The following is an 18,680-nucleotide window of genomic DNA, read 5'->3' on the forward strand; positions in this document are numbered from 1 at the left end:
GCGCTCATTTTGTGAAGCAGAGCCTTGGCAGGAGAAACTCGCGCGCGCCGGCGAGCTATTCGCCCATCGCCGGGGCGCTTTCGCAATCGCGAATTTTTGGGCCTCGCCGCCAACCCCCGGCCAGAAAGCGGGTTTGTTTGCTGAGCCTTGCTGCGCCCGTCGCGCCGCGCAGCGGCCCTTCCGGCTGGCCATCGCGCCAAATCAGCAGCTTGGAGCGAATTCCAACTGCTATAGCCTGTCAAATATTGCGGAATTCTCTATCGCGCGAAATTGGTCCCGGCGGAGCGAAAGTCGAGCCGAGGCTCAGTTGAACGCCGCTCTACGCCTTCTCATGCGGGCGGCCGAAATCCGGCGCCGCCGTATCCTGGCCCTGCTCGACGATCCCGCGACGGATCGCCCGCGTCCGCGTGAAGAGATCGAAGAGGCCCTCGCCGTCGTCGACCTCGATCATCCTCTGCAAGGCGGCGAGGTCCGCGTTGAAGCGCGAGAGCATCTCCAGAACGGCCCCCTTATTGTTCAGAAAAACGTCGCGCCACATGGTCGGATCGGAGGCGGCGATACGCGTGAAGTCGCGAAAGCCCGAGGCCGAGAATTTGATGACCTCCGATTCCGTCACCTTCTCGAGATGATCCGCCGTGCCGACGATGTTGAAGGCGATGAGATGCGGCAGATGGCTCGTGATCGCGAGCGCGAGATCATGATGTTCCGGCGTCGTGACCTCGACCTTGGCGCCGAGCCGCTTCCAGAACTCTGCTAGCGCATCCACCGCGTCGTTCTCGGCGTGCGGCGCGCGCTGCGAAAGGCTGGGAGCCACGTTGTCGGCGTTTGAGTGGTCACGCTCAAACGCCGCTTGGTCGATTGGCGTGAGGAGGCACCAGCGGTTCTTGAACAGAGTGGCGAAGCCCGCGTCCGGCCCCGAATATTCGGTGCCCGCCAGAGGATGCGCCGGCACGAAACGCACGCCAGGCGGCACATGCGGCGCGACCGCCTTGACGATTGAACCCTTGACGGAGCCGACGTCCGATAGAATGGCGCCGTGCTTGAGGTGAGGAGCGATGTCGCGCGCAATCGCGCCGCATGCGCCGACCGGCGCGCAGAGAATGACGAGATCCGCATCGCCCAGCGCCTGCTCGACATCGCCGCTCGCGTCGTCGACGATCTCCAGCTCGCGAACGCGCGCCAGGACTCGCGGGGAGGAGTCGAGCGCCGCGATCTTGCGCACCGCGCAATGCGTCCGGGCGGCGCGCGCGATGGATGATCCAATGAGGCCGAGCCCGATCAGCGTCAGCTTATCGAAGAGCGGCTCTTCATGCATCGGCGCCTCGCAGAAAGTCTCCGATCGCCGCCACCACGCGCGCATTGGCCTCTTCACAGCCCACCGTGAGGCGCAGAAACTGCGGCATGCCATAGGCGCCGATCGCGCGCAGCACGAGGCCGCGCCGCGTGAGAAACCGATCGGCGTCGGCGGCGCGCCGTCCCTCGCTGTCTGGAAAGCGGATCGCGATGAAATTGCCCACGCTCGGCAGCGCCTCGAGCCCAAGATCGCTGATCTTCTCGGAAAGCCAGGGAAGCCACCGCGCGTTATGCGCGGTCGCGGCCTTGAGATGGTCGCTGTCCGCCAGCGCGGCGATTCCCGCCGCCGACGCCAGGCTCGAGACATTAAAGGGCGAGCGGATGCGGTTCAGCGTGTCAATCACATGCGCAGGACCATAGCCCCAGCCGAGGCGCAGGCCGGCCAAACCGTAAATCTTCGAGAAAGTCCGGGTCATCACGACATTATCGCGAAGCCCGGCGAGCCGCAGGCCCGAGTCGTAATCCTCGGCCTGCACATATTCGGCATATGCGGAGTCAAGGACGAGCAGCGCGCGAGGCGGCAGCGCGTCGGCAAGCCGCTCGATCTCGCGATTCGAGAGATAGCTCCCGGTCGGATTGTTCGGGTTGGCGAGGAAGACGATTTTCGTGCGCTCGGTCACCTGCGCGAGCAGCGCATCCACGCTCGCGACGTAATTCGTCTCGGGCGCGACCTTCGGGACGCCTCCCGCCGCCAGGATGACGATGCGATATTCGAGAAAGCCGTATTGGCTGTAGATCCCCTCGTCTCCAGGCCCGACATAGGCGAGCGCGAGCAGCTCCAGGATCTGATCGGAGCCGGCGCCGGCGATGATGCGTCGTGGATCGAGGCCGTGCCGCGCGCCGATCGCCTCGCGCAACGCCCGCGCGGAGCCCTCGGGATATTCGGCGATGGATTCAGCCGCCCGTCGTGCCGCTTCGATCGCGTGGGGCGAGGGGCCGAGCGGCGTCTCATTGGCGGAGAGCTTGAACACGCGCGCGCCGTCGGTTCGCGCCGCGGCGCTCTTGCCGGGAACATAGGCGTCAATGGCGAGCACGCCGTCGCGAGGGGAAGGTTTCATGTACGGCTTCCGAGGTCAGGGCTCTGGCGCGAAGACGCCCGCGCGCGCTTCATCCATCTCGAAACGCGCCGAATGGCCGCCGACTGGATCGATTTGCGCGGCGCCGAGATTGGCGTCGCCGAGCGCGGCGGGCAGGCGGGTGGCCTGGGCGGCGGGGAGGGCGACGAGGATCGAATGGCCGCCGGGGACAGGCGCGGCTGCGAGAATTTCGCCTTCGGCGGCGGCGACTGCGGCCGGCGCGTCATGCGTCCAGCGGGGCAGGGATATAGAGAAGAGCGCGATGTCCTGGGACGCCGCCTCGGCGCCCGGCTTCGCGATGACAAAGACCGGGAGGCCCGCCGGATGATCCGGGCGCTCGACGAAAGGCAGGCGCGCGATGATCTTCGGCCCCGCATCGCCGATCAGGCGCAGCCACCAGGCGCCGTCGCCCGAACCGCCCGACGCGCGCAGGACGCCGAGATCGCCGCCCGAGGCGGCGACCGCCGAGATGACGGCGAGGGCACCATGATGCGGCGCATAGGGGACTGTGAAGCCGAAATGGAATCGCGCGCTGTCGCGCATCTGCGCGTCACCGCCTGAATCGTCGGCATGCACAGTATAAGGCGCCTGCACATAGGTGAAGGTCGAAACGATGACGCGCCAGATTCCTTCCACCGCATCGAGCGGCAGAAGGCCTTGGTGGCGCTCGACGAGCGCGCGCATCATCTGCGCCTCGCGATCCGGCCGAAAGGCGCAACCCGCGCCTTGGGCGCGCTTGACTTCGATCAGCCGGTGGATGATCTCGCCCCGCTCCATCAACAGCCGATGCATCGAGAGATCGATGCGGTCGATCTCCTGGCGCAGCTCGCTCAGCGCGTCAGCGGGGGAAGGGGGCACGGTCGTCGTCCTGCGGGCCGCATGCGGCGCCTTTGATCACGCTGCGTTCAGGCGGAATCGCTTGAACGCAGAAACGCGATCGATTCTTGAAGTTTAGAGCGCGATGGGTGCGAAAAGCCGGTTTCCACTTTTTCGCATCGCGCTCTAGAGCGAAACCCTTGCGGGCAAGAACGGGCGCGGGGGCCGCGCTCAGCGGAACGGGGCGAGCGCGGGGATCGCCTCGATGATCTTGTCGACATTTTCCTTGCCGACCAGCTCCTCGGCATGGGCGAAGATCTCATGCGCGAGCTTCTGCATCTGGCCCATGCCAAGGCCAATGCCTCCAAGATGGCCGACGAGAGACATGATGTCGCCGGCCGCGCCGCCGATCAGGCCGCCGAGGCCCTCGAGCGCGCCGCCCAATCCCTCGGCGTGGGTGGAAGCGGCCGCGGCGATCGCTTCCTGCGATCCGGGGAGCTTCGCTATGAGATCGGCGACCGGTCCGTTGGGAAGCTCCCTTTGCAGGAAGGCGAGCACATGGCCGACCGCCGCCCTGGCGACGGTTTCATCGACGCCGATCGACTCGCAGATCCTCTTGATCAATGCTTCCATGAGACGATTCCTTATCGCTCGAACCGACGCCGGCCGCCGGCCGCTGTTTCCTCACCCTTCGCGCGCCGAAAGGCAAGGGCGCGGCGACCGAATTCCTCGCTCAGTCCTCGCCGTCGAGCCCATAGAGCGTATGCAGCGTGCGCACGGCGAGCTCCGTGTAGGCGGCGTCGATCAAGACCGAGAATTTGATCTCGGAGGTCGAGATGGCTCGGATATTGACACCCTTCTCGGCCAGCGCGCGAAAGCCCTTCGCCGCGACGCCGGCGTGGCTGCGCATGCCGACGCCGACGACGGAGACCTTCGCGACGTCCTTCGCGCCGGCCAGCGCGGCAAAGCCAATCTCGCCCTTGGCTTTTTCGAGAAGAGCGCGGGCGCGGTCGAAATCGCTCGCGGCGACCGTGAAGGTCATGTCGGTCATGCTGTCGTCCGAGATGGTCTGAACGATCATGTCGACGTTGATGCCCGCTTCCGCCAGCGGCATGAACACGCTCGCCGCGACGCCGGGCTTGTCAATGACCCGGCGCAGCGTGATCTGCGCCTCGTCGCGCGAGAAGGCGACGCCCGTCACGACTTGCGATTCCATGATGTCTTCCTCCCGGCAGATCAACGTGCCCGGCCGCGGATCGTCCGGATCGTCGAAGGACGAGCGGACATAGGTCGGCATGTCGTGCTTCAGCGCCAGCTCGACCGAGCGCACCTGCATCACCTTGGCGCCGAGCGACGCCATCTCCAGCATTTCCTCGAAGGCGATCCGGTCCATTCGACGCGCCTTAGAGACGACTCGTGGGTCCGTCGTATAGACGCCGTCGACGTCGGTATAAATGTCGCAGCGCTCCGCCCCGATCGCCGCCGCGAGCGCCACCGCGCTCGTGTCGGAGCCGCCGCGTCCAAGCGTCGTGATCCGGCCCGAAGGCTTGTGGATCCCCTGGAAGCCTGCGACAACCGCAGTCTCCTTACGTCCAAAGCCCTCGATAATCCCCTCGGGCTCGATCGACATAATGCGCGCGGCGCCATGGGACGCGTCAGTCAGCACCGGCGTCTGCCAGCCTTGCCAGGAGCGCGCGGCGACGCCCTGCGCCTGCAATGCGATAGCGAGAAGCCCCGACGTCACCTGCTCGCCCGAGGCGACCACCGCGTCATATTCACGCATGTCGTGAAGCCGCGCGGCCTCTTTGCACCAGGCGACGAGCTCGTTGGTCTTGCCCGACATGGCGGAGACGACGACCGCCACGTCATAGCCGGCCGCGATCTCGCGCTTCACATGGCGCGCGACATTGTGAATACGTTCGACCGTGGCGACAGAAGTGCCGCCGAATTTCATCACCAGACGGGGCATGGGGACCGGACTTTGGGGCAAGAAGCGAATTGACGCAAAAGTTTAAGGGGCTCTTGCGATCGGGACCTCGCTCCAACTTTCTGATTTAGCGTTATTTTTTCCGCTCGAACGACGGGTCCGAGGGACAGGCGCCGCGCCCGGCGTCGCCTCGCCTTTGGCGAGCGCGCGCGTATATGTTACGGCGTCGCCGGCGCTGTCAACGGCGCTCTAGAGCGCGGCCCGAAAAAGCGGAAGGCGGCTTTTCGCGCGAATCCCGCTCTAAACTTAAAGAATCGAGCGATTCCGCTCAAACGCAGAGAACGTGATCTAGCAGGACGCGCGGAGGGTTTTCGGAGAATGAAGGGGTCGCACGAAGTCCCGCGAGAGAATCAATCCAGCGTCGATCCCGCCGACGTCGCCCGCTTCAACCGGCTCGGGGAGCTGTGGTGGGACAAGACCGGCAAGATGGGGATCTTGCACGACATCAACCCGATAAGGGTCGAGTATGTGCGCCTCCAGGCCTCGCGCCATCTCGGTCGCGAGCGGGACGCGGATCTGGCCGGGCTTTCGATCGCCGACATCGGCTGCGGCGGCGGCATATTGGCGGAGGCGCTCGCCGAGCTCGGCGCCAAGGTGACGGGCGTCGACCCCGCGCCGAACAACGTGGAGATCGCACGCCGCCACGCGGCGAAATCCGGGCTCGACATCGACTATCGCAACACCACGGCCGAGGCCCTCGCCGCGACCGGCGAGAGCTTCGATATCGTCACCGCGCTTGAAGTGATCGAGCATGTGGAAGGGCCGAAAGCCTTCGTCGCGACGCTCGCGCGGCTGGTGAAGCCGGGCGGCCTCTTGTTTCTCGCGACGATCGACCGCACCTTCAAGAGCTTCGTTCTGGCGATCGTCGGAGCCGAGTATGTCTTGGGCTGGGTGCCCCGCGGCACGCACAGCCACGAGAAGTTCGTGCGTCCCGATGAGCTGTCCGGCTGGCTCAGGGTGGCGGGAATGCGCGAGATCGATCGCGCCGGCATGAGCTTTAGCCCCCTGACGCGTCAGTGGGCCAAGGGCGCCGACACTGGAGTGAACTATCTGATGGCCGCGAAGAAGGACGGGTGAGGATCGAGGCCCTTGTTCCCCCGCTCAGGCGAGGCTAAACAGGGGTCCATGATCGGCTCCGCTCCTCTTTGCAAAGTCGCGCCTCGTCTACTGCTCGCACTGGCGCTCGCTTGCGTTTCCTCCCTGTCGACGCAGATCGCGACGGCGCAGGAAAAATCCAAGTCGGACGCCAAGTCGAAATCGGACGCGAAATCGAAGTCGGACGCCAAGGCCAAAGGCGACTCCAAATCGAAGGGCGATTCCGCCGACAAGAAATCGGGCAAGGGCGCTTGCAAACCGCTTTCTGTCGGCAAGTTCGGCGACTGGGAAGTGCTGAACACCTCCTGCAAGGACAAGATCTGCTACACGCTCGCCGCGCCGCAGAAGCGCCTGCCCGAGGGAAAGCTCAAGGACGCGAAAGCGAATATCTTCGTCTCCACCCGCCCAAGCGAGGGCGTCCGCAACGAGATCGCCATCAATCTCGGTTACGCGACAAAGGACAACGGCGCCGCAACCGCAGACGTCGACGGAAACAGCTTTGATCTGGTCACGATGAAAGAGAGCGCTTGGCTGAAAAATCCGGCCCAAGAGAAAGAGTTCGTCGAGACGATGAGGCACGGGTCCAAGCTCGTCGTGAAAGCTTCCTCCGCGAAGGGAACCTCCACCACGGATAGCTATTCGCTCAAGGGCCTCTCCGACGCGCTCACGCGCGTGCAGCAGGAGTGCAAATAGGCGTTCACGCTTCTCGCAGCTGACGCAGCGCCTCTCCGATCGCCATCGCCGCGGCGATGGCGACGTTCAGCGAGCGCATTCCCGGCCGCATCCCTACCGACGCTGCGACATCCGCCCGGGCGACGACCTCGTCGGGAACGCCCGCCGACTCTCGGCCGACCATCAGCACGTCGCCATCGCAAAACCGCGCGTCGAGATAGGAGAGAGGCGACTTCGTGGTGAGCAGCACAAGACGGCGCGGCGGCTGTTGCGCGCGGCGCCAAGCGTCGAAGTCCTCAAAGCAGGCGTGGCGCGAGAGCCTCACATGATCGAGGTAATCCATCCCAGCGCGCCGCAGCGAACGATCGCCCCAGGCAAAGCCCGCCGGCCCGATAAGCGCCGCCTCGACTCCAAGACAGGCGCACATGCGCAGCAAGGTTCCGGCGTTTTGCGCGATGTCGGGCTGGTAGAGCGCGAGCGTTAGGCGCGGCTCGGCATGAGGCGTTGTTGATGTCATCGGCGCGCCGTCTTTTGTCGGCAACACAGCCTGTTGCGCGCGCTCTAGATTGGCTCGCCTGCGACAAACTGACAAGCCCCTTCCGCCGAAGTGGACAAGAGCTGCTTTTGGCGCCAAAAGCAGGATGCGCAGCCCGCCACCGCACCGCAGCGCCGAAAAGCCAAGATCGCGCGATCCTGTGGCGTGGAAAGGGAGCACGGATTGAGGGACGAGACGATAGCGCGGCCGGGACGCCGGGACATTCTGTTCGTCGCAACGGGCGCGATGGCTACAGTGGCGGCCGGCGCCGCCGTCTGGCCCTTGATCGCGCAGATGAATCCGGATGCGTCGACGCGCGCCTTGGCGTCGATCGACGTCGATATCGCGGCTATCGCTCCAGGCCAGATCGTCACCGTGAAATGGCGCGGCAAGCCCGTGTTCATCCGGCATCGCACGCCGGCGGAAATCGCCGCGGCTGAGGAGACGCCGCTCGCCAGTCTTCCCGACCCGCAGCCGGATTCCGCGCGCGTCAAGAAGCCCGAGTGGCTCGTCGTGATCGGCGTCTGCACGCATCTCGGTTGCATTCCGCTCGGTCACGAAGGCGAGTTCGGCGGCTGGTTCTGTCCTTGCCATGGCTCCACCTACGACGTCTCCGGACGCATTCGCAGCGGGCCCGCGCCCGCCAATCTCGACGTGCCGGAATATAGCTTTCTCAGCGATACGAAGATCAAGATTGGCTAGCTCGACGCCGTCGCGACGGAGCAGCTTCTGATTCAGGGACCTGACGCGAACCGATGAGCGGACCTTCAAAATACACGCCACGAAGCGCCCTTGCGCGGTGGATCGAGCGGCGCATGCCGATCCTCAGCTTCATGCATGATTCCTTCGTCGCCTTTCCTACGCCCAAGAACCTGAACTATCTTTGGACCTTCGGGGCGATCTTGAGCTTCATGCTCGTGGCTCAGATCGTCACCGGCGTCGTGCTCGCCATGCATTACACGGCGGAGACCACCCTGGCCTTCGATTCCGTCGAACACATCATGCGCAACGTGAACTGGGGGATGATCCTCCGCTATGCGCATGCGAACGGCGCGTCCTTGTTCTTCCTGGCGGCATACATCCATATCCTGCGCGGCATGTACTACGGCTCCTACAAGGACCCGCGCGAGCTGCTATGGATCTTGGGCATCGTCATCTTCGTGCTGATGATGGCCACGGGCTTCCTCGGCTATGTGCTGCCGTGGGGACAGATGTCCTTTTGGGCGGCGACGGTCATCACCAATCTGTTCACCGCGATTCCCGTCGTCGGCGAGTCGATCACGGTCTGGCTGCTCGGCGGCTATTCAGTCGACAATCCGACGCTCAATCGCTTCTTCGCCCTCCACTATTTGCTGCCCTTCGTGATTGCGGCGGTCGTCGTGCTGCACGTCTGGGCGCTGCATGTGACCGGGCAAAACAACCCCGACGGAGTCGAAGTCAAGGACATCGAGAAGGAGACCGTGCCCTTCACCCCTTTTGCGACTTTCAAAGACGCCTTCGGCCTCGGGGCGTTCCTCGTCCTTTTCGCTTGGCTGACTTTTTTCACGCCGAATTATCTCGGCCATCCTGACAATTACATCGAAGCCAACCCAATGGTGACGCCCGCGCACATCGTGCCGGAGTGGTATTTCCTGCCGTTTTACGCGGTGTTGCGCGCGATCCCGAGCAAGCTTTTCGGCGTTATCGCGCTCTTCGGCGCCGTGGTCTTGCCGGCGGCGCTGCCGTGGCTCGACACGTCGAAAGTGAAATCCGGGCGCTATCGGCCGTTGTTTCGCCGGTTCTTCATCGCCTTTCTCGTCGTGTGCATAGGACTGGGCTATCTCGGCTCGCAGCCGCCGGAGGGCGCGTTCCTGATCGCGTCCCGATTGCTCACCTTCTGCTATTTCGCCTATTTTCTCTTGGTCCTTCCCATCGTTGGAAGGATCGAGAAAGCACAGGAGCCCGCGTCCATCGAGGCGGCGATCGCTTCCAGGAAGGCGGAGCTTGATGCGACCCATGGCTGAACGTTCCATCTCCCGAAGGAGCGCGTCGTCACGCGTTTCGCGCATGCTGGCGGTCGCCCTGATCATGCTGGTCTCGCCCTGCCTCGCCAATGCTGCAGAGAGCGCTTCGGAGCATGAGGAGCGACCTCGGCAATTCGATTGGAGCTTCGCCGGCGTCTCCGGGCGCTATGACAAGGCGCAGCTGCGAAGGGGCTTTAAGGTCTATCGCGAGGTTTGCTCGAGCTGCCATTCCATCCGACTGCTCGCCTTTCGCAATTTGGCGGAGTCGGGCGGGCCGGAACTGTCGCAGGCTGAGGTCGAAAAGCTCGCTGCGAGCTATAAGATCAAGGATGGTCCGAACTCGGCGGGCGACTACTTTGAGAGACCGGGCCGTCCGAGCGACACCTTCCCCGCGCCCTTCGCCAATGAGCAGGCGGCTCGCGCCGCGCTCGGCGGCAGCTATCCGCCGGACATGTCGGTGCTTGCCAAGGCGCGCGGCTATTCGCGGGGCTTCCCGACCTTCCTTCTCGATGCTCTGCCGGGGTTCAGCTATCAGGAAGGCGGAGTCGATTACATCGCTTCGCTGGTCCAGGGCTACCGCGATGCGCCGGCGGGCTTCACGCTCGGCGACGGGCAGTTCTACAACGTCTACATGCCGGGTCGGCGAATCGGCATGATCCCGCCCCTGACTGACGGAGCGGTGAAATACAACGACGGCGCTCCCGAAAAAGTCGAGCAATACGCAAAAGACGTCTCGGCCTTCCTGATGTGGTCCGCAGAGCCGCATCTCAACGACCGGAAGAGCATGGGTCTCGCGGTGGTCTCGTTCCTGATCGTGCTCGCGGCGCTGCTGTATTTCGTCAAGCGGAGCATCTGGGCCTCCGTCGACCACTAATGTGGTTCCGCTCGAACGGAATCGTTCGAGCGATAAGGATCACGTCAAATCAAGAAGCTGAAGCGAAGTCGTCCTTATTTTACCAGTTCGATTGGCGGCAGCGGGAAGGCTTGCGGGTCGGTCTGTGATCGGATCAGCGCCTGGCCCGGCGCATAGGCGCGCAAGATCAGATAATAGTCGCCCTTCGGCGCCGGCAGCCAGTTTTGTTCCCGATCAGCCCCTGGATTCTCGTTCTGCAGATAGATTGTGAGCGACCCGTCCGGATTGCGCTTTAGCTTCTTGTTGTCGCTTCCGAGCGAGTAGCGATTGATCGGATTTGAAACCGTGTAATTGTTCGCCAGGTCGTACAAGGTCAGGGACCAAAAGCCCGGCTCGATATAGGGCGGCAGCGTCTTGAAGGTCGCTGTGTAGCGGTTTTTGCCGGAAAGCCGATTGCCGTCGCTTCCGGAAAGGCCGCCGATATAGATCGCCTCCTTGGGCGTGTTCGCAGTGAGCCCGTTTCGGGCGATGACTGCGCGATTATAGTAGTCGTTCCCGAAGTCGCCCGTCGTCGGCGGCGGCACGAGCCAGCCATTGCGGAAGCTTCCGCTCGGGAGCAAAGCTATTTCCGCCCCGATCGACTGGGCGACTTTCGTCATCGAATCGACGACGCCGGGCGGCAGCTTGGCGCGATCCCAGGGCTCGCCAGGGACGATCCCAAGGGGCTTGAACAGCGGCAAAAGCGCGGAGATCTGGTCTTTCGGCGGCGGATTCTCTCTCATCGCTTCGCCGAGAATTTCCCAAAACTGCAACGGGTCCTTGAATTTCAGCGCGCTGACCGGCAGCTTCGGGTCGGCGAACAGCGGCGCAGCATAATCATAGCGGGGCGCCGGCGCCGGGGTCCTTCCCAGGGCCTCGGCCAGCCCTTGCGCCTTCACACCCTCGAGCACCGTCTTGGCCGCCGGCAGGTCGTCGCGGTCCAGGACATGGACTCGGGGTTGAATCAGGACCCAGCGCGTGGGCGAATCGATCCGCTTTGCGTCTGGCGGGAGCTTGCCCTTCCAATCGGGTCCGACCAGGGCGAATTTTCCGCCCTTGTAGCCGCTTGCGACGCCGCCCGCGTAAGCAAAAGCGTTGGTCCAAAAATCGACGATCTCCACCATGTAATAACGGCCGTGCGAGTTGGGGACGCTGAGGATCACCGGCTCGGCGGCAAGATCGAGAAAGCCAAATCCATAAAGCGTGTTGACGTTGGGGGTCACATAGCCCGCTTCCTCAGACAGCTCGGGCGTCGAGATGTCCTCCATCCTCCAAATTGAATTCACTGCGGCCTTGGGATGGGGTCCCAAGGCGTCATTGTAGCGCAAGCAATACATGGTCACGAGCGGCGCGCCCCAGGCTGCGGCGGCTCTAGCGATCGCCTCGGAGTAGACGCCGAGCGCCTTGGCTCGTTCTGCGGCCTGTCGAGAAACCGCGTTTGCTGGAGCGGGCCGGCTCTCGAGATCTGACGCCGCCGCGAGGGCGTTATTCCCCATAAGGGCCAAGAGCAATGTGATCGCTATGCGAGGGTCGCCGATTCCGCGGGCTCCGCAAAAGCGTGCGCTCGTCTCGCCAGATGTAAGCCGCATAGCAATCTCCTTTTACTGTCGGTCTTGCGGCGGAAGGGATCGCTATTCGAGCGGGAAGCGGCAGAGGAGCCGCTCCTCATATGACGGCTCCGCCGTGGCTTTCCGACTTTTAGCAAAGGCCGGAGCATCCGACGCGCCGCGCACATCGGCGGCGACGTCACTCTCCATCGTAGATCTTGCCGTCCGGGCCCTTCCAGCTCTTGCCGGCCTCGTAGAAGCGGTATTCCTCGTCGAAGGTCACTTTTTGCCCGGGCGCGACATATTGCTTGCCCTTGGGATCCGAAGCGCGCGGCGCGGTCACGTAATGGGTGCTCGCCGAGCAGCCTTCTGGAGCTTGGCCCGCCGACTCCGGCTTGCATTCGAGATTTGCGCCCTCGGGAAACAGCACCGTCGCGTTGAAGAAATATTCGAAGCCCTTCTCGCCTGTCGCATGCATCTCGAGACGCTCGGTCATCGTCGTCTTGAACTCCAGAATCTGAGCCGGCTTGTCGAACCGCTGCTTCAGCAGGTTTTCGAGAACGGCTTTCGCCGCCTTTTCTCCGACGTCGCAGCCGCCAAACAGGCATATCGCCGCAAGAGCGGGCGGCGCGGCAAATGCTCCCACGATCAACGTCGCGGCGAGCGCCTGCGTCTTCAGGGTCCAAGGGCGCATGTCGTCTTCCTCTGTTTACAAAATCGAGCGTCGTCACGCGCCCGTTGGCGGCCACTTCCGCTTGCGATCGTCATTCTATCTCAATGTTGTCGCCGTGCGAAAGCGAGCCGCGTCGCGACAGGCTTTTTCGATTTCCCGGCTCAAACACGCCGACGCGCGCACTGCCACGCAATGCATTGAATATACGCTAGAAAAACCGCTCTATGTGCGACTTCGTCTGAGCAATCGCAGCCGGCGTCGCTGTTCGTAACGGCCGTAAAGCGCGCCCTGGCCGCGCGCGGGGCTTACACGATACGAGCTTTCGTTTCGACGGCGCGACCCATTGCGAAATGTCGCTGTTCCATTGCTGCTCGCGTGCATGAGGCCACGAAGAGAGTCACGAAAAACCCTATTTTCGCCATGTGCCTGGGCGAAACCAGTCTCGCCTCGTCGAGGCGCCGAAACCGACCCTTAACCATCGAAGGCTAAAACTTGCGACAATTCACTTACCGTTCAGGCGCCGTCGTCTCAAATGATCTCGGTCACGACACGCCGGGTCTGAACGCAGCGAATGTTGCAAGCAGAGCCGGTTCTGATGGAGCCCGGAATTGATGAACCAGACCGTCCGCCGCCTTCTTGATCGGCAAGGCTGCTTGCACCGCCCCGCGATGACTCTCGCCTCCGACGCCAATCTGTATGACGAAGGACTGACGCCTTTCGCGGCGATCCGCGTCATGCTCGCGCTCGAGGATCATTATGAGATCGAGTTCCCGGTCTCGATGCTGCGACGCCAGAGCTTTGCCTCGATCGACTCGATCGTCGCTTGTCTCGAGGCGCTCCCGCTTTCCAAAAGGCTCGCGAGCCGCGCCGCTTAAGCGGCTTTCGCATGATCGCGCCGCGGCCGCGCATATTGCGGCGCGCGGCCGCATGGGGTAGGTCAAAGCTCTCCCTCGGCCCGGCTGAAAAAGAGAGCTCGCCATGCCTCCCTATCGTTCGCGCACCTCGACCCATGGCCGCAATATGGCGGGCGCACGAGGCCTCTGGCGCGCGACGGGAATGCGCGAGGAGGATTTCGGCAAGCCGATCATCGCGATCGCCAATTCCTTCACGCAATTTGTGCCGGGTCATGTGCATCTCCAGGATCTAGGCCAGCTCGTCGCGCGCGAGGTCGAGAACGCCGGCGGAGTCGCCAAAGAGTTCAACACGATCGCGATCGACGACGGCATTGCGATGGGGCATGACGGCATGCTCTATTCGCTCCCGTCGCGCGAGATCATCGCCGACAGCGTCGAATATATGGCCAATGCGCATTGCGCCGACGCTCTCGTTTGCATCTCGAATTGCGACAAGATCACCCCTGGCATGCTGATGGCCGCGTTGCGGCTGAACATTCCGACGATCTTCGTCTCCGGCGGCCCCATGGAGGCCGGCAAGGCTGACGTGCATGGCAAAGCCGTCGCGCTCGATCTCATCGACGCGATGGTGGCCGCCGCCGACGAGCATTACAGCGACGCCGAGGTCAAGACGATCGAACGCTCGGCTTGCCCGACTTGCGGCTCCTGCTCGGGCATGTTCACGGCGAACTCGATGAACTGCCTCGTCGAGGCCCTGGGGCTGGCGCTGCCGGGCAACGGCACGGCGCTCGCGACCCATGCCGATCGCAAGGAGTTGTTCCTGGAAGCGGGGCGGCGCATCGTCGAGCTCGCGCGCCGCTGGTATGAGGAAGATGACGCCAGCGCCTTGCCGCGTTCGATCGCGAGCTTCAAGGCTTTCGAGAATGCGATGACGCTCGACATCGCCATGGGCGGATCGACGAACACGGTGCTGCATCTTCTGGCCGCGGCGCATGAGGCCGAGGTCGGCTTCACCATGGCCGACATCGACCGATTGTCGCGACGCGTGCCGGTGCTCTGCAAGGTCGCGCCCGCGAAGGCCGACGTGCATCTCGAGGACGTGCATCGCGCCGGCGGGGTCATGGCGATTTTGGGCGAGCTCCTGCGCGCGGGCCTCATTCACGATGGGCTCCCCACCGTGCACAGCAAGACCCTGAGAGACGCCATCTCGGCCTGGGATATTTGCGGCGGCGCGGGCGTCGCCGCGCGAAACTTCTTCCAGGCTGCGCCGGGCGGCGTGCCGACCCAGACGGCCTTTTCGCAAAGCCGCCGCTATGAAGCGCTCGACATGGATCGCGCGCATGGCGTCATCCGCGATGCGGCCCACGCCTTCTCCAAGGACGGCGGCCTCGCTGTGCTCTCCGGCAATCTCGCCGAGGACGGCTGCATCGTGAAGACCGCCGGCGTCGACGACAGCGTTCTCAAATTCACCGGGCCGGCTCGGGTCTATGAGAGCCAGGACGCGGCGGTCTCCGGGATTCTCACGGGCGATGTGAAGGAAGGCGACGTCGTCGTCATTCGTTATGAGGGTCCGCGCGGCGGTCCGGGCATGCAGGAAATGCTCTATCCGACGAGCTATCTGAAATCGAAAGGTCTCGGCAAAGCCTGCGCGCTGATCACCGACGGGCGTTTTTCCGGGGGAACCTCGGGGCTATCCATCGGCCATGTCTCGCCGGAAGCGGCGGAAGGCGGGCTCATCGCGCTCGTTGAAGACGGCGATCGCATCGAGATCGACATACCGGGCCGCTCGCTCAAGCTCGCGGTGAGCGAGGCGGAGCTTGCCGCGCGCCGCAAGGCGCAGCAGGCGAAGGGTTTCGCGCCCGCGCAAGCGCGCCATCGAGTCGTCTCCAAGGCGTTGCGCGCCTATGCGGCGATGGCGACGAGCGCGGCCAAGGGGGCGGTGCGGGAGGTGGGGTAGGGACCCCGCCAGCCGTCTGCGAGTTGCGCTTCGACGGTTTCATGAAGCGGATCATGCCGAGTCTCTGATCACGGCCCCCCATAGGCCCGCTCCACCCGTGCGACGCGCACTTCATAATGCGCGTACCAGCGCTCCTTGCCGAGCTGTTGCGCGACGAGATGCTCGGCGTTGGCCTTCCAGGCCAGGATCGACGTCTCGTCGGTGTAATAAATCGCCGTGACGCCGAAGCCCTCGGAATCATGCGCGGCCTCGATCCCCAGAAAGCCCGGCTGCGACGTCGCGAGCTCGAACATCTTCGCGCCCATCGCGTCATAGGCGGGGTCGGCGTCCTTGCGCAGCGCGGTGAAGACGACGACCCAATAGGGCGGTTTCGGCGTGCTGGCGAAGCGCGCAGACGTCATAAATCTCTCTCCAAGATGCGCCCCGCGGGGTCTTCGGGGGCCGCCGCTCCATAAATTTCCGTCAAATCGAGCTTCAGTCCTGGCGGATCGAGCGCGACGACGCCCGAGCGGAAGATGCGGGTCACGATCGTTTCGCCTTCGCCGCGCGCGTGATGGATCAGGAGCGGCTCATCGGGAGAGAGGATCAGATAGTGTCTCACGCTCGGCAGTCGGAAATAGCCTTCGAGCTTGCGCAGCGCATCGTTACGCCCAGTTGACGGCGAAATGACCTCGACGACGATGATCGGGTTTTCGGAGAGCAGCGCGTCCGCCGGCAGCTCGGGTCCGCAATAGACTTGGGCGTCAGGCTCATACACGGTGCGTGCGTCGATCCGCACGGCCATGCCGTCGGGCAGCGCCCGGCATCTCAGACTACCCCGGCGGATCGCTTCGCGAAGAGCAACAAAGACCTCACCCTTGATCTTCGCATGCGCTGCGCGTTCGGCGGCTTGCGCGAAAACCAGTCCGTCCACCAGCTCGTAACGCTCGGGCGCGCGCTCCGACCAGGCGAGAAACTCCTCGACGGTCATGCGCTCTTTGGGAATTGCGCTCATGCCGGCGTCCTCTTTGCCGCTTCCGCCTTTTTCAACATACCGCCCTCGCCGTCGCTTCGCCACATGACAATCCCCGCGATTTAGGCGTATTTCGCGCCTCATGCGCCCCTCGATCCTCGATCCCCTGTTCGGCCGCGTCGCCGCCTTGCCGGGCGTCGGTCCCAAGACTGGAGCTCTGTTCAATCGCCTTCTGGCGAAGCCGGGGCAGGAAGCGCGCCTCGTCGATCTCCTGTTCACGCCGCCAAGCAACACGCTCGATCGCCGAACGCGCCCGCGTCTCGCCGAGGCGCCGCTCGACACGATGGTGCTGGTCAAGGTGCGCGTCGCCGAGCATCGGAAGCCCGAGGGACGCTACTCCAAAGGGCCCTTCAGGGTTCTAGTCGAGGACGAGACTGGCGACGCGCTGCTTGTCTTCTTTCTGGCCAATGTCGATTGGATTGAGCGCAGCCTCCCGATTGGCGAGACGCGCTGGGTTTCGGGCAGGCTCGAGCTCTATGACGGCTACCGCCAGATCGTTCATCCCGACCGCATTTTGGACGAGGCCGGCCTTGCCCGCCTGCCGCCGGTCGAAGCGGTGTACTCGCTGACCGAAGGTCTGCAGCAGCGCCAGCTTCGTGGCGCGGTCGATCGCGCCCTGGAGAAGCTTCCCAAGCTTCCCGAATGGCAGAACGCCTCAGTTCTGGCCGCGCACAAGCTTGGAGGCTTCGCGGAATCTCTCGCGCGGCTTCACCATCCGCAGGAGCCCGGCGACATCGCGCCGACGAGCCCCGTGCGACAACGTCTTGCGCTCGACGAGCTCCTGGCGCAGCAGCTTGCGTTGAGACTGTTGCGCTCGAAGATGCGCCGACCGCCCGGCCGCGAGCACAAGAGCGCGGGCCGGCTCGCGAAAGCGATCGAGGCCGCTTTGCCCTTTTCGCTGACGCCGGCGCAGCGCCGGGCATTGGATGATATTCGCGCCGATCTCGCCTCGGATCGACGCATGCTGCGTCTGCTGCAGGGCGATGTGGGATCCGGCAAGACGATCGTCGCCGCCTTGGCTATGGCTGAGGTGATCGAAGCGGGGCGGCAGACGGCCTTGATGGCGCCGACCGAGATTGTCGCGCGGCAGCATTACGAAAAACTTGCCCCGCTGTTTCGCGCACAGGGCGTGGAGACGGTTCTCGTCACGGGTCGCGCGAAGAGCGCCGACCGCGCCGCGCTGCATGCGGCCGTGGCGGCCGGCGACGCCCGCGTTGTCATCGGCACGCATGCGCTGATCACCGGCGATCTCGTCTTTCAGGACCTAGGTCTCGCCGTCGTCGACGAACAGCACCGCTTCGGCGTCGCACAGCGGCTGGCGCTCGGCGCCAAGGGCGAGGCCGCCGACACGCTGGTCATGACGGCGACGCCGATCCCGCGTTCGCTCGCGCTGACGCTGTTTGGCGACATGGACGTCTCGATTCTCGATGAGAAGCCGCCGGGGCGAACCCCGATCAAGACGCGCGCGCTGCCGCAATCCCGGATGGAGGAGATTTTCGAAGGGCTCGAGCGCAGTCTCGCTCAGGGCGCCCGCGCCTATTGGGTCTGTCCGCTGGTCGAGGAAAATGAGACGCTGGATCTCGCCGCGGTCGAGGCGCGTTTCGAGGCGCTCGAGCGGCGCTTCGGGACTCGCGTCGGACTTGTGCATGGCCGCATGAAAGGTCCGGAGCGCGATTCCGCTATGGAAGCCTTCCAAGCTGGCCGGACGCAGCTCCTTGTCGCGACCACGGTTATTGAGGTCGGAGTCGACGTCCCCGAGGCGACGATTATGGTGATCGAGCACGCCGAGCGCTTCGGCCTTGCGCAACTGCATCAGCTCCGGGGCCGCGTCGGCCGAGGCGACCGGGATTCTTTTTGTTTGCTCTTATATAAAGGGCCGCTTGGTCAGGCGGCCAAGGAACGGCTGAGGACCATCCGGGAGACCGAGGACGGGTTTCGGATCGCCGAAGAGGATCTCCGGCTGCGCGGAGAGGGCGAAATCCTGGGCACGCGCCAATCCGGCCTGCCCAATTTTCGCTTCGCCGAGATCTTCGCGCATGCGCGGCTGCTCGCCGTGGCCCGCGATGACGCGGAACTGCTCCTGCGTCGCGATCCGGACTTGGATAGCGAACGCGGCAAGGCCTTACGCGTGCTGCTCTATTTATTCGAGAGAGACGAGGCCCTTCGCCTGTTGCGCGCGGGGTGAGGGCTCTTGAGGTCGAGCTCGAT

Annotated in this window: 18 protein-coding genes; 8 read left to right on the plus strand and 10 right to left on the minus strand. The window is 64.1% G+C overall.

Annotated features, from left to right (window positions below; all coding sequences use genetic code 11):
- Nucleotides 1-319: 319 nt before the first annotated feature.
- The 5 genes from QMG80_RS09785 to QMG80_RS09805 form a co-directional block, all read right to left on the minus strand.
- Nucleotides 320-1,315: a prephenate/arogenate dehydrogenase family protein gene (locus QMG80_RS09785; RefSeq protein WP_085773795.1), complete on the minus strand. Its 996-nt coding sequence runs from the start codon at nucleotides 1,313-1,315 to the stop codon at nucleotides 320-322.
- Nucleotides 1,308-2,411, minus strand: a complete 1,104-nt coding sequence (hisC, locus tag QMG80_RS09790) for a histidinol-phosphate transaminase (RefSeq protein WP_085772642.1) — start codon at nucleotides 2,409-2,411, stop codon at nucleotides 1,308-1,310. The genes QMG80_RS09785 and hisC overlap by 8 nt, the downstream gene beginning before the upstream one ends.
- A 15-nt stretch (nucleotides 2,412-2,426) precedes the next feature.
- A complete protein-coding gene (locus QMG80_RS09795) occupies nucleotides 2,427-3,287 on the minus strand; it encodes a chorismate mutase (RefSeq protein WP_085772643.1) in 861 nt (286 codons plus the stop codon).
- 189 nt (nucleotides 3,288-3,476) lie between these two features.
- Entirely contained in the window at nucleotides 3,477-3,878 is a 402-nt protein-coding gene (locus QMG80_RS09800; protein ID WP_085772644.1) for a DUF2267 domain-containing protein, read from the minus strand.
- Between the two features lie 100 nt (nucleotides 3,879-3,978).
- On the minus strand, nucleotides 3,979-5,214 hold the full coding sequence (locus tag QMG80_RS09805) for an aspartate kinase (protein ID WP_085772645.1): 1,236 nt from the start codon (nucleotides 5,212-5,214) through the stop codon (nucleotides 3,979-3,981).
- A 336-nt stretch (nucleotides 5,215-5,550) separates the two neighbouring features.
- Between QMG80_RS09805 and ubiG the strand changes: the two genes are divergently transcribed.
- Together ubiG and QMG80_RS09815 are read left to right on the plus strand one after the other, a co-directional pair.
- Nucleotides 5,551-6,309 (plus strand): bifunctional 2-polyprenyl-6-hydroxyphenol methylase/3-demethylubiquinol 3-O-methyltransferase UbiG, encoded by a 759-nt coding sequence (gene ubiG / locus QMG80_RS09810; RefSeq protein ID WP_085772646.1) that lies wholly within the window; start codon nucleotides 5,551-5,553, stop codon nucleotides 6,307-6,309.
- Between the two features lie 48 nt (nucleotides 6,310-6,357).
- Nucleotides 6,358-7,020: an invasion associated locus B family protein gene (locus QMG80_RS09815; protein ID WP_085772647.1), complete on the plus strand. Its 663-nt coding sequence runs from the start codon at nucleotides 6,358-6,360 to the stop codon at nucleotides 7,018-7,020.
- 4 nt (nucleotides 7,021-7,024) lie between these two features.
- Here the strand turns inward: QMG80_RS09815 and QMG80_RS09820 are convergent, their stop codons facing one another.
- Complete coding sequence (locus tag QMG80_RS09820) at nucleotides 7,025-7,516, minus strand: tRNA (cytidine(34)-2'-O)-methyltransferase (RefSeq protein WP_085773796.1); 492 nt, start codon at nucleotides 7,514-7,516, stop codon at nucleotides 7,025-7,027.
- A 201-nt stretch (nucleotides 7,517-7,717) separates the two neighbouring features.
- Here QMG80_RS09820 and petA point away from each other — a divergent pair, with 201 nt between their 5' ends.
- From petA to QMG80_RS09835, 3 genes are read left to right on the plus strand one after another with little or no spacing between them, the layout of a single operon-like run.
- Nucleotides 7,718-8,236 carry a ubiquinol-cytochrome c reductase iron-sulfur subunit gene (petA, locus tag QMG80_RS09825; RefSeq protein WP_085773797.1) on the plus strand — a complete coding sequence of 173 codons (519 nt, stop codon included), beginning with the start codon at nucleotides 7,718-7,720 and terminating at the stop codon, nucleotides 8,234-8,236.
- A 53-nt stretch (nucleotides 8,237-8,289) separates the two neighbouring features.
- Nucleotides 8,290-9,537, plus strand: coding sequence for a cytochrome b (locus QMG80_RS09830; RefSeq protein ID WP_085772648.1), 1,248 nt, complete (start codon nucleotides 8,290-8,292; stop codon nucleotides 9,535-9,537).
- Between the two features lie 43 nt (nucleotides 9,538-9,580).
- Nucleotides 9,581-10,411 (plus strand): cytochrome c1, encoded by an 831-nt coding sequence (locus QMG80_RS09835; RefSeq protein ID WP_085772649.1) that lies wholly within the window; start codon nucleotides 9,581-9,583, stop codon nucleotides 10,409-10,411.
- A gap of 74 nt (nucleotides 10,412-10,485) precedes the next feature.
- Here the strand turns inward: QMG80_RS09835 and QMG80_RS09840 are convergent, their stop codons facing one another.
- Entirely contained in the window at nucleotides 10,486-12,018 is a 1,533-nt protein-coding gene (locus tag QMG80_RS09840; RefSeq protein ID WP_199768985.1) for a DUF1254 domain-containing protein, read from the minus strand.
- 157 nt (nucleotides 12,019-12,175) lie between these two features.
- Entirely contained in the window at nucleotides 12,176-12,670 is a 495-nt protein-coding gene (locus QMG80_RS09845; RefSeq protein ID WP_085772650.1) for a hypothetical protein, read from the minus strand.
- A 590-nt stretch (nucleotides 12,671-13,260) separates the two neighbouring features.
- On the opposite strand from QMG80_RS09845, the gene QMG80_RS09850 reads away from it, so the two are divergent.
- Both QMG80_RS09850 and ilvD read left to right on the plus strand, forming a co-directional pair.
- A complete protein-coding gene (locus tag QMG80_RS09850; RefSeq protein WP_085772652.1) occupies nucleotides 13,261-13,524 on the plus strand; it encodes an acyl carrier protein in 264 nt (87 codons plus the stop codon).
- A gap of 103 nt (nucleotides 13,525-13,627) precedes the next feature.
- The gene (gene ilvD, locus QMG80_RS09855) at nucleotides 13,628-15,460 is read left to right on the plus strand and encodes a dihydroxy-acid dehydratase (RefSeq protein ID WP_085772653.1); all 1,833 of its coding nucleotides are present in this window, start codon (nucleotides 13,628-13,630) and stop codon (nucleotides 15,458-15,460) included.
- Nucleotides 15,461-15,528: 68 nt separating this feature from the next.
- On the opposite strand, the gene QMG80_RS09860 is transcribed toward ilvD, so the two are convergent.
- Together QMG80_RS09860 and QMG80_RS09865 are read right to left on the minus strand one after the other, a co-directional pair.
- Complete coding sequence (locus QMG80_RS09860; RefSeq protein WP_085772654.1) at nucleotides 15,529-15,861, minus strand: antibiotic biosynthesis monooxygenase family protein; 333 nt, start codon at nucleotides 15,859-15,861, stop codon at nucleotides 15,529-15,531.
- Nucleotides 15,858-16,454 (minus strand): Uma2 family endonuclease, encoded by a 597-nt coding sequence (locus QMG80_RS09865; protein ID WP_085773799.1) that lies wholly within the window; start codon nucleotides 16,452-16,454, stop codon nucleotides 15,858-15,860. The genes QMG80_RS09860 and QMG80_RS09865 overlap by 4 nt, the downstream gene beginning before the upstream one ends.
- A 100-nt stretch (nucleotides 16,455-16,554) precedes the next feature.
- Here QMG80_RS09865 and recG point away from each other — a divergent pair, with 100 nt between their 5' ends.
- Nucleotides 16,555-18,657 carry an ATP-dependent DNA helicase RecG gene (gene recG, locus QMG80_RS09870; protein WP_085772655.1) on the plus strand — a complete coding sequence of 701 codons (2,103 nt, stop codon included), beginning with the start codon at nucleotides 16,555-16,557 and terminating at the stop codon, nucleotides 18,655-18,657.
- The last annotated feature ends 23 nt before the right edge of the window (nucleotides 18,658-18,680 follow it).

Origin of the sequence: Methylocystis bryophila (assembly GCF_027925445.1) — a bacterium.
GTDB lineage: Bacteria > Pseudomonadota > Alphaproteobacteria > Rhizobiales > Beijerinckiaceae > Methylocystis > Methylocystis bryophila.